Raw genomic sequence first — 10,309 nt, 5'->3', positions numbered from 1 at the left:
AACCCTGAATGAGCCAGACGGTATCGGACCGCAGAGCTCGCGCCAAGGCAGGTTGCGACAAACCCATGAGAATTTCGTGAATTTCGAAGAACTATTGAAGCGGATTTCTTGTTTTCAGGTAGTACTCCACCTTCTCGATAGTCCTTCTACGCGGCCTGCGACCAGCTCGTAGGTCAAGCACGAAGCGCGGATCGCCAACCGCCCGACGACCGAACCGTGTCGCCGACATGTGCGATTCCTTCAAATGACGCTCAATGCGATCCAGCAATTTCATGGCCTTCCTCGACTCACTCAGCACTTGTGTTCCTGTTTTGTTCTTAGTAGGAAGGTTCCATCGAGTCTAGGAGATTTCCTTCTCTCCTCAGACCGTCAGAAGGAACGACACGATGGAACATGTCAGAGAGGAGCTTGATCGCCTGATCCAGCAGCGACGGCTCGGATATTCCTCGATCTCGCGGATGATCGGACGAAACTCGTCCTATATTCAGCAGTTCATCAAGCGCGGCTCGCCGCGCAAGCTTGACGATGATGACCGGCGCACGCTTGCCAGCTTCTTCGGGGTCGACGAGCAAGTGCTTGGCGGACCGCCCGCGCCCATGCGTGACGGGTTGATCGAGATTCCCGTGCTCAATGTCGATGCGTCGGCGGGCTTCGGAGCGATTGCCGAAAGCGAGACCGCCCATACCCGCTTCGGTTTCGACGAACGCTGGCTTGGCCGGTTGACCCGGGCAAAGAGTGCCAGCCTTTCGATTATCCACGTCCTGGGCGACTCCATGGAGCCGACACTCAGCGATGGCGACGAGGTGCTGGTCGATGCATCGGACCAGGGCTCGCGGCTACGCGACGGTATTTACGTCCTGCGCGCCGACGATGCGCTGGTGGTCAAGCGCGTGACGCTCAAGCCCGGTGGCCGCAAGATCACCATCAGCAGCGATAATTCGGCCTATCCCAGCTGGGACGATGTCGACCGGTCCGAGATCCAGGTGGTCGGTCGTGTCATCTGGTTCGGACGCGCGGTCTAATCCGACCTGATCAGAACCCGGCAAAACGGGCGCGATGCTTGGCCACAAAATCCGGACGGGGGTGATCCCTCGGATCGACCGGAAGCCTGATCTTCTGTCCTGAAGGCGGGAAGAGCTTCAACAGGTCGGACGGCACCTTGTTGTGCGATACGAGCAGGCAAAGGTTGTCGTCGAAGGTGATGAGATGCCGGTCGAATAGCCAATGGGCCGTAGCCGAGAGCGCCACGCCGTTGCGTACGACGTCGGGTCCGCCATCGGCGACGGACCAGATATGGGCCGCCTGCGCCTCCGCTTTCCCGCCACCATTGATGATCCGCAATCCCGTGACGGCGCAGGTACTGTCATAAGCGTCGAGCACCTGATTGCGGAAATTGGCGGCACGTATTTTCTTGTTCACCAGGATCTGCTCGATCCGGCGTTCGCCAAAATCATCGGCCAGCAGCGCGGCGGTCGCATCGTCGATATGTCGCTCGTCGAGCTCGAGCCTGAACCGGTTGTCCGGGTCGAGCGCCTCGCTCAACCCCTGATTGACGATGGCGACGAAATCATCGCCATCGAGCGTCCTTACCGATTTGCCGCGCAGCGTCCTCCCGGCATCGCCAGGACGGGCCATGTCGCGAAGGAAGCGCTCGGCGAAGCGTCCGTCCTTGTCGCGGTAGGACACCGCATCATCGAAGGGTGGATAGTCCCTGACGCGCGCATAGTAATGGGTTGGATCAGCCACATCGGGATCGATCCGCTCAACGAAAGCGGTCGCGATGTAGGCCATCCGACCGCCCGATACGCGGGTTTCGCGATAAAGTATCCAGTCGTTCTCGAGCTGGCGGGCCTGAGGAAGATACTGCGAGGGGAAATGATACCGCTCGGTGATGAGGTCGTCGTAGCGTGAATTGCCGCTGATCTCGAAAACACCTTTCACCGGCAACGCTCCACAATTCATTCGCACAGGCATCGTGCCTGGTAACGCTGAAATCGTCCAGACTGCCGGTGATCAAATGCCGATTTCGAAAGGCTTTACCCTTTCCTTGGTGAGTTCGGGCTTGTCACTTGCGGGCGAAGCGCTGCCAACATCCCTGTCTTGTGAAAGGCCCTTGGCCGCTGCCGCCTTGAGCCTTTGCGTTACTTCAAGGGCCGAAGCTTTCTCGCCGCTGTTGGACTTGATGGCCCGGCCGAGTTTCTCGGCATTGTCTGCAATCAGCGTAAGGCCGTCCCTAAGCCGGGTGACCGTGACCAGGAAGGTCTGCCGATTGGCGAGATTGCGTTCGCGGCTGTCCATCACCGCGATCCCGCGATCAGAGGTCAGTCCCTGCGCCATATGCGCATTGAGGGCATAGGCGAGGTCCATGCGTTTGAGCATGGGGTCGCCGCGGCTCAGGCGGAGCTCCTTGCCCGCTGATGTCTCCACCAAGACGCCCTTTGTGTCGATGGCCACGATCCTCGCCTGGCCGGCGTTGAACAGCCCGCGCTTGTGGTCGTTGTCTGTCCAACGGATCTTGTCACCCTCAATGATGGACAGCGATTTGCGTTCGAAGAGCGACAGCCGGCTATCGTCTGCGCTTGGGCGCAAGCGCGCGGGATTGAACTTGCGAAGCCGCCCCTTCCTGTCCTCAAGCACGAGCTGCTTGGCCGCATGGTCGATGGTTTTGACGGTGTAGTCGCCTTTGGAGAGTTTCTGGGTGCTGTCGCGCGAGCGAAAGTTGAGAACCATGCCCGGTTGGTATGTGCGAAGGTATCGGAGCTCCTCGTGTGTCACATTCACCCGAGAATGAACGGTCAGCCGGCCCGATCGCGGTCCGAGCTCGCCATTGGCCTTGAGTCCGCGCTGGACAGCCTCGTTGACCGCAGACCGTAAAACCCGGCCCGACGCGTAGATCGACGTCCGATCCCGATCCGCCGGGCTGAGCGAAAGCCACTTTTCGGCAGCAACAATCGCACCGTCCCCGCGAGCCTCGATTGTCGAAGGAGCAAGTGCCCGGAGCGCATCGTCGATGCGTCCCTCCTGCGCGGCGGCCTGAGCTCGCCGCAGGCCGGGATCGCGGCCGCGCAAATTCACATCCATGTTGGCGCGCGCGATCCCGGCCTGCTGGACGAGGTCGAAGGGCTTACCGGCGTCGACGGCGCCCAGCTGTCGCTTGTCGCCGACGAGAACCAGGCGATGGACTTCGGCTAGGTTTGCCAGCCGTACCAGCTTGGCCTTGTCCTCGTTCGACACCATCGAGGCCTCGTCGAGCACCAGGACATGGTCTCCGAGCGCGCTCCGAGCCTCGCCAAGCAGGGAGGCATTTCCCGGCTCGTGCAGAAGCCTGCCCCATTGCACGAGAAAGCGGGCAATGGTCATCGAACGGATGCCGGTGTCGCGCTCGAGCATCTGGACGAGCGTGTTCTGCACCGCGAGCCCCAGCACTTGCTTTCCTTCCTCGCGGAGCAGCTGGGCAACTGGCTTCATCACGCTGCTTTTGCCCGCCCCGGCTATGCCCTGGATCGCTACGATCCTGTCACGCGATGAGAGCACAAGGCCCGCCGCATCCTCCTGCCCTTCGTTGAGCGAAATTCCATGGTTGAGTGCGGCCACAGCCTGAACCCGCTGCGCGGCGTCCGGTCGATCCAGAATGGGCAACACCGCACCTCGTCCCTGGTCGACATTCGCGAGAATGGTGCTTTCAAGGTCCAGCGCCTCCCGGCTCGCCAGCCAGCCTTTGTGTTCGCCTTTGCCGGTCTCGAGTGCGCCGCTTCTGACCAATGCATTCACACGGGTTTCGACGTGGTCTACCGTTGTCGGCAGCCCAAAATCGAGCGCCGCCTTCAGCAATCCTTCGCGCGGGAAGGCTGCCTCGCGTTGCGAGAGATGACGCACCGCAGAGGCCACGGCCTGTGCGGCCGCGATGGTCGGTGCATCTTGCTTGAGAACATGAGCAGGGATTAGCGGATCAGCTGGATCGCCTTTGATCCGCTGCGCGAACTCTCTCAGCTTCGCAATTCCACGCTGAAGAAGGCTTCCTTCTTTCGTGCTGGGAATGTCCGTCGTTGCAGCCCGCATCTGCGACGCATCGATCAAACCGGCAAGGTCAATTCCGACTTCCTGGGCTTTCTGCCGCCATGCATCGAGAAGGCCGTCCCGGTCCCTGACAGGCGCCTTACTCTTTCTTGTATCGAGCACAGCGATGTCGCGGGCTTTCGGGGTGTTCTCACCCAGCTGGCGTACCGCGTCGAGGACTTCTTCGCGCCGCGTTGAAAAGGCCATGACCTGCTCGCGGGCAATGCCCGCTGCTTCGAAGTTACCATGCTTTCCAACCGGCCCAGCCTCGTAGCCCATTTTCTCGACCGCCAAGCGAAAACGCGCCATGGTCATCGAGTTGAGCAGCGTGTTGAACGACCAAAGCTTGTCGTTGCGAAGCGCGCGCCACTTCCCGTCGTTGCCTTGCGTGACATTCGCCACGACCGCGTGAAAATGCAGGTTCGGCTCCTGGTTGCGATTGGTGTCGTGCTGGAAAAGACCGATCGTGAGGTTATCTGTCGCGACTTTCCCGTAGCCAGCCTGACTGCCCATCCGGGTCTGCGCCGCGTTCTTTTCTGCCCAGCGCAAGGTCTCGGTGACGGCCTCGCGATAAGCATCGATAATCCGCTGGTCGCCGCCCACCAGCGCGAGCAGCGACCAGCTTTTCGGGAGTGAGAATGTGAGGTCGGTTCCAGGCCTGTGGGCCTGGCCCGCGTTGCCGACCTGGATACCTCCGGGAAGTTCTCCCCGCAGCAAGGCATCGAACTGCTCGGCATTGACGCGGCCCTCAAGACCAAGACGTTCTGCTCCCTTCCCGACCCAGGTTCCGGAACGATCGGCATCGGCGCCGGTGTAGTAATTGTCTGCCGCGAAATAGCTCGCGGCAGCCGAAGGCGAACGCACATTGGCGACGGAAAGCATCCAGTCTAATCCTCGTCGGGTTCCCCTCGCGGCCAGGTAATTCCTTCCCCATTTGCCTTTCACATATCGGGTTCGAACTCGCCGAAGTCCTTTTCCGGAGGATCTGCGACCGCACCTTCACGCAGGTCTTTTTCGACCGGCGTGAGCGACTGACGCCTGTTGGCCGCCGCACGGCCTCGTTGCGTCGAACCGCCCTTTCCAGCTGCATCATCGCCGGCGGTTCCTGGTTCGCACGGATGCTGTTCGGCACCCACTGCTCGCGCATCCTCACCGGTTTGCACGGCAGCGAGAGGTAGCGTTGGCCCCGCATCGAGGGGAGCATCGGAGCGGGTTGCCGCACCGAGATCATCAGCAGCGTGCCCCGCGTTCAGCTTTTCAAGCTCCGGATGAGCATCGGAACGGGTTTCGGCACCGAGATCACCAGCAGCGCGCCCTGCATTCAGCTTTTCAAGCGGCACAGGCTCCTGCCGATCTTGCGGTTCATCGGCGACACGGCGCTGCCCCTCGAGGTCGAATTTGAGCTGCTTTGAATCGACAGGCTTACCGGCACCGTCATCATTCGAAGCGGGATGCTCGTCATTCGGTTTCGAACCCGGGTTCGCTTGGGGCGTCGCTGCCGCAGGACCCTGGCCAGGCTTTATGAGCGGTTTCTCGCGGGCGATGAAACCTTCGGCAATACGACCACGCGTGCGCGGAATGAGCGAGACCGGCGCAGCGGGGAATCCGTCGGGAAACTTGATGTAGGCCGACAGCCGCGGAAGGTTCATAAACTGGTCGGGCAGAAGCAACGGCTCGATCTGCCGCCTGGGCGTCAGGCTGACTGCGTCGCGCGCATTGTTGTACCCGTAGCTGTAGCCCTCTTCCATGTCGCGCACCTGCCGGTGACCGATGAAATCGGAGCACCAGGTCGCTGTCTCTCGATCAGCCGTCGCTAGGATGAGCTTGGTGCGCGCAAGCGAGGACAGTGTCATGGCCATGTTCTCGCCGTAGACTTCCTTGAGCTTGGCAAACGCATGCACCCCGGTGACGATCGCACCGCCGAAGTTGCGCGCGGTTTGCAGCCCCTTTTCGAGCGCCGGTAGTCGGTGAAGGGCGCCGAGTTCGTCGATCAGGAACCACATCCGCAGGTCCTGCGTGCGCTCGAGCGTCATCAGCGTATTCATCGCCGTGTCGAGCCACAGCGTCAGCAACTGAGAGGAGATACTCATGTCGACATAGCGGGCAGAGAGGAACAGAATCGAGCCCGCCTGGCAGTCGCCCTTGACCCAGTCGCGGACCGAAAAGCGTGGTCCGGACGAGGGCAAAAGCTTGAGCACTTTTGCATTCGCATTGAAAACCGCGCGGATCGATTCCGCCATGCGGGCCGCTTCCGGGGCGGTCAGCGGATCGGCCATGGTGCCGCGCATCAGCTTATGCACTTCGGACAGGTCAGCGGTCATCAGCCGCCGCGCCAAAGCCTCGTTGGTTGCCGTGCCGTTACGGGCAAGGTGAAGACACATCTCGACGAACAGCATGCGTGCCGCGAGCACCCAGAACTGTTCTGAACCACCCCCGTCATGGGGCACGAGCGCTTCAGCGGCAGCATTAAACTCGGCTTCTGTCGTGCAGTCGTTGAACACGCTCCACAGCGGACACCGAACATCGATAGGATTGAGAATGATGTCGCGCGCGGGATCGTAGAAGGCCTCAATGAAAGCCCCTGTAAGGTCGAAAATGACCGCGCGCTGGCCGCGTTCACGTGCTTCGGCAACGAGTTCGGTGAGCGCCACGGTCTTGCCGGTTCCGGTCGTGCCAATGAGCATGGCGTGGCTCTGCTCGAGCCGCCACGGCCAGCTCACGCCGGCGAGATGTGCGGGCTGGTAGTGGCCCGCTTCGGCGAGCGCCGACGAGCTCGCAAGCCGCCACTTCCAGCCGAACTTGCGTCCCAGTTCCTCGGCCCGGAATGCCTTGTTGTGACGCTCGATTTCTTCTTCGAGTTCGTTGAGCGAAACAAGCATTGCGCCGCGCTCGTGCTTGCGCGCCTTCGACCGCCCGCCAAAGCGCTCGGCGAACCACCAGAAGAACACGAAGGCCGGGATCAACAGTACCGCCGAGACCAGCAAACCCTGCTTCACTGCCGAACGAAATGCCTCGACGGCCTCGCGCATCGGCGGGAACTCGCGAACGATGCCAAACGGGAGGCCGACCCTTTCGCCGTCAAGCAATTCAAGGTTGACCAGCTTGGCCGGATCGAACTCCATGAAGGCATAGAGACTGGCGTAGATATGCATCCAGACCAGGTAGATCTGGTGATCGCTTAGAGCCGACCGCACTTCCCAATAGCAGGTGCCGACGGCAACCAGGCCGGTGACAATTAAAGGGCCCTTCAGGCCGGCTGCAAACATGAAACCGAAGTGGCCGAGCAGCTGGCTCCCGCGGGTGAAGTTCAGGAGATTATGCTTCATGGGAATGGCCTCCCATGTTTGCGTTGACGGGGAGGCCAAGACGCTCGAGGCGTCGCCGGTACGCTTCGTGGGTACGGTCGCGCAAACTCGCGTCAGAATGGCTGGCTAAAAGCGCATCGAGCGCTACCGAAATGAAGATGGCCTGGCGCGCGGGATCGAGCCCAGCGGGCCGGTCCTTCGCCTCGTTATCGCGCTGCCACGCTGCGACGATGAGGTCACGAATAAAGACGCTGACACTGACGCCATGGTCCGCGGCACACTGGCGAACCCAGTTACCAACGGAGAGAGATACGAATGTCTGAAGCCGATCTTGTCGGGTCATGAAGCAGGTTCCTTGTCGGGCCGACGGAACCTGGCTCACCTTGCGGAAGGTGCCGATGAGAATAAATCGTGAACAACTCGCAGTCAATCGAAAGATTCAGACATTATTTCAGTGCGATAGAGAGATGTGAGTTGTCAGCGGATCAGCGCAACGCCGCTCTACTCGCAGACGGGTTGATTCCGCCCAAACTATATTCTTCAGCAATAACAGAGAGATAAATCCCGAAATCGCGGGGTAGGGTGTGCTCCTTTGTTCCCAAGAGCGCGAGGTGGTCCAGGCAATGAGGGGGATTGATCAAGGACGACCTTTCCCGATCTCCATGTTGGAGCGCGAGCAACTAGGCCTGGCACCTGATCGCATGCAGATAGAAAGCAGTTCAACGCCTCCAGCCAAGGACAGCACCTGCGAAAGAGGCAGCGGCCAAGGGCGCGTGGGAAGCAAGGCAAGCGGGGCATGTCGCTTGCTCAGCTTCCCGCCGCCCGACCCGGTGCCGCTTCGCAAGTGCACGCGGGGCCCAGGAGCAAATCAGGCCGCGCCCTCAGGAGCGCATCGCCAGATGCGCGGGACAGAGCGCGTCCACAGCCCCGCTCCACTTATCGGGCGCCGTCGCATCGCGGTGGGCGACCGTCAGAGCAACCGACCGAACCGGTTTCTTGTGCTTGATTGGACTACTCGGCGAACAAGAAAAAAGGCAGGAACCGTTCCCGGTTCCCGCCCTGTCGGTAGTCTCAGAATTCGTCGAGCATGCCGCCGTGGACCGTGTGGACCACCCGCGCTGCGAGATGTGCTGGCAACATGTTGTAGTCACCCTCGTCGAGGGCAAAGTACCCGAGCTCGTCATCCTCGATAACGTGCTGATCGAAGAAGCTGTGCAACGCTCTCTTCTCGGCTGTTTCCAGAGCCTCGAAATAGCTCCGTGACGGAAGGGCGCAATGCATCGAATAAGTCATGATAATCCTCCTGATTTCTGTCGTGAGACGACAGGAGGTGCGCGCGATGGTCTTGTGGGTCCCGGGTCAGGGATCGCCCAGATGGGCGACCGCGATAGCGGCGGTGGGGGTAACGATTTTGTTCGCTGCCGGATGCAATCCGGTGGCGGGCAAAATGGTGGGGCCCCGCCGTCCTTGAGGCGGGAGGCGCAAGGCCATCATGCTGGGAGAACCGTGAGCAAGAACCCACCACCTCCGTCCCAATATCGAACGCCTGCTGGGTGCGAATTGCCTTTCCTACACCCCGATGACGCGGGCATGGAAACAACCGGGGAGCAGATCCGAGGGGGACAAAAGGACAAGTAACATGCCCCGAAACAGGAGCGCGATTGCAGCCCTGCAAAAGCTCGAAGCAGACCGCGAGGCGCTCGACGCCAAGCAACGCGAACTTGAAGTGCAAGCGGCCAGAGAACTCGGTGAAATCATCCTGGGAAGCGGCCTCGAAAGCTTCTCGAAGAAGGGTCTGAGGAAGGTTGCCGAAGAACTCGGGAAACTCGGTGAGAATGCCGCGATCGAGAAGCTGACTGGGCGCGGTGCAACCCGTGCTTCGAATGCAGCGCCGCAAACCCAGTAGCCACAGAAGAAGAGGCCCTGCCGCTTGCGGCAGAGCCTCTTCGTAAAAGGGACGACCGGCATCGATGTCAGTCGATATCGGGAGCGTCGGTGTTGTCGTTGTCGTCGCCCGAACCACTGCCGCGGGAGAGGAAATCGACCTTGTCGGCGAGGATCTCGGTGCCGTAGCGCGTGACCCCGTCCTTGTCCTCCCACTGGGTGTAGTGGATGCGGCCCTGGACGCTGACCAGCTGGCCTTTGGAACAGTATTGGCCGACGGTCTTGGCGAGGCCGTTGAAGCAGGTCACCCGGTGGAACTCGCTTTCCTTGGCGGTGTAGCCGTTCTCGTCCTTGTAGGTTTTGCCATCCTTGTCGCGTGCGGGGCGATCGGTGACGACGGTAATCCCGGTGACATTGGTGCCGCCCTTGGTCTCGCGGGTATCGGGATCGCGGGCGATGCGGCCGGTGAGGATTGCGATATTGGTCATGATGTAAGTTCCTTCAGTTCCTCAAACCGGAGACCATCTCCGGTTTGCGAACATCCAGAAGAAGCAGGGCATGGGAGGACTGCACCGCAGGCCTGAAAGGCCGAAGGGAAACCTGTTCATGACGGGTGGTGCGGGCAGGCGCGCGAAGCGCGACAACACGGCCGGAAAGGAACGGGTTGCCGTCCTCAGCTGACCTGATTCAGGACTGTTCGCGAAAAAAGCCGGATGGGTATCGGGTGCGGGTCTGCAGGCTCACGTGACCCTGCCTTAATCAGGCTGCTCCATCGCCTTCCGATGCCGCCAGCAGATCCATGAAGTTGCGGGCTGCTTCCCGGTCTTCCTCGTTCTCGAACGCCACATCGAGATCGGGGGCAGACCCGAACATGTGCAGGAACGACCACAGTGCAAAGCGCTTGCCCCGGTCCTCCTCGAGCCCGAGATCGACCCGGCAGTGTTCGATGCCGGCTGCAAAGGTGTCGGGAGCAACCCCGGAGAGGTCGGTGGTGGCAAAGTAGCGCTGCAGCAGATCGTCAAGTTGCATGACCAGTCCATAGTCGGGTCGGCGCCGAATGCACA

9 protein-coding genes are annotated in these 10,309 nt (G+C 60.9%); 2 read left to right on the top strand and 7 right to left on the bottom strand.

The genetic code is table 11. From position 1 onward, the window contains the following. The first annotated feature begins 386 nt into the window (after positions 1-386). On the top strand, positions 387-1,022 hold the full coding sequence (locus tag H7X45_RS14745; RefSeq protein WP_063512036.1) for a S24 family peptidase: 636 nt from the start codon (positions 387-389) through the stop codon (positions 1,020-1,022). A 10-nt stretch (positions 1,023-1,032) separates the two neighbouring features. Here H7X45_RS14745 and H7X45_RS14740 read toward each other — a convergent pair whose 3' ends face one another. From H7X45_RS14740 to H7X45_RS14720, 5 genes are all read right to left on the bottom strand, one after another. Next, the gene (locus H7X45_RS14740; RefSeq protein WP_063512035.1) at positions 1,033-1,941 is read right to left on the bottom strand and encodes an HNH endonuclease; all 909 of its coding nucleotides are present in this window, start codon (positions 1,939-1,941) and stop codon (positions 1,033-1,035) included. Positions 1,942-2,013: 72 nt separating this feature from the next. Continuing rightward, positions 2,014-4,938, bottom strand: coding sequence for a MobF family relaxase (gene mobF / locus H7X45_RS14735; protein WP_187335497.1), 2,925 nt, complete (start codon positions 4,936-4,938; stop codon positions 2,014-2,016). Between the two features lie 59 nt (positions 4,939-4,997). Further along, positions 4,998-7,382 (bottom strand): type IV secretion system DNA-binding domain-containing protein, encoded by a 2,385-nt coding sequence (locus H7X45_RS14730; RefSeq protein WP_063512747.1) that lies wholly within the window; start codon positions 7,380-7,382, stop codon positions 4,998-5,000. Continuing rightward, complete coding sequence (locus tag H7X45_RS14725) at positions 7,372-7,704, bottom strand: hypothetical protein (RefSeq protein WP_063511268.1); 333 nt, start codon at positions 7,702-7,704, stop codon at positions 7,372-7,374. Before H7X45_RS14725 ends, H7X45_RS14730 begins: the two co-directional genes overlap by 11 nt. Before the next feature lie 728 nt (positions 7,705-8,432). Further along, positions 8,433-8,654, bottom strand: coding sequence for a hypothetical protein (locus tag H7X45_RS14720; RefSeq protein ID WP_187335496.1), 222 nt, complete (start codon positions 8,652-8,654; stop codon positions 8,433-8,435). 346 nt (positions 8,655-9,000) lie between these two features. Here H7X45_RS14720 and H7X45_RS14715 point away from each other — a divergent pair, with 346 nt between their 5' ends. After that, complete coding sequence (locus H7X45_RS14715) at positions 9,001-9,267, top strand: DUF6437 family protein (RefSeq protein WP_063511267.1); 267 nt, start codon at positions 9,001-9,003, stop codon at positions 9,265-9,267. Between the two features lie 67 nt (positions 9,268-9,334). Here H7X45_RS14715 and H7X45_RS14710 read toward each other — a convergent pair whose 3' ends face one another. After that, positions 9,335-9,733 carry a single-stranded DNA-binding protein gene (locus H7X45_RS14710; RefSeq protein ID WP_063511266.1) on the bottom strand — a complete coding sequence of 133 codons (399 nt, stop codon included), beginning with the start codon at positions 9,731-9,733 and terminating at the stop codon, positions 9,335-9,337. Positions 9,734-10,004: 271 nt separating this feature from the next. Further along, positions 10,005-10,274 (bottom strand): hypothetical protein, encoded by a 270-nt coding sequence (locus H7X45_RS14705; protein WP_187337185.1) that lies wholly within the window; start codon positions 10,272-10,274, stop codon positions 10,005-10,007. Positions 10,275-10,309: the final 35 nt, after the last annotated feature.

Source organism: Novosphingopyxis iocasae (genome assembly GCF_014334095.1).
GTDB classification, from domain to species: Bacteria; Pseudomonadota; Alphaproteobacteria; order Sphingomonadales; family Sphingomonadaceae; genus Novosphingopyxis; species Novosphingopyxis iocasae.
This window is presented reverse-complemented; position numbering and strand designations above follow the sequence as displayed.

What these genes read in the sequence shown, in the direction of transcription:
- H7X45_RS14745 (WP_063512036.1), top strand. Translation starts at nt 387, where the DNA reads ATGGAACATGTCAGAGAGGAGCTTGATCGCCTGATCCAGCAGCGACGG.
- mobF (WP_187335497.1), bottom strand. Translation starts at nt 4,938, where the DNA reads ATGCTTTCCGTCGCCAATGTGCGTTCGCCTTCGGCTGCCGCGAGCTAT.
- H7X45_RS14730 (WP_063512747.1), bottom strand. Translation starts at nt 7,382, where the DNA reads ATGAAGCATAATCTCCTGAACTTCACCCGCGGGAGCCAGCTGCTCGGC.
- H7X45_RS14725 (WP_063511268.1), bottom strand. Translation starts at nt 7,704, where the DNA reads ATGACCCGACAAGATCGGCTTCAGACATTCGTATCTCTCTCCGTTGGT.
- H7X45_RS14720 (WP_187335496.1), bottom strand. Translation starts at nt 8,654, where the DNA reads ATGACTTATTCGATGCATTGCGCCCTTCCGTCACGGAGCTATTTCGAG.
- H7X45_RS14715 (WP_063511267.1), top strand. Translation starts at nt 9,001, where the DNA reads ATGCCCCGAAACAGGAGCGCGATTGCAGCCCTGCAAAAGCTCGAAGCA.
- H7X45_RS14710 (WP_063511266.1), bottom strand. Translation starts at nt 9,733, where the DNA reads ATGACCAATATCGCAATCCTCACCGGCCGCATCGCCCGCGATCCCGAT.
- H7X45_RS14705 (WP_187337185.1), bottom strand. Translation starts at nt 10,274, where the DNA reads ATGCAACTTGACGATCTGCTGCAGCGCTACTTTGCCACCACCGACCTC.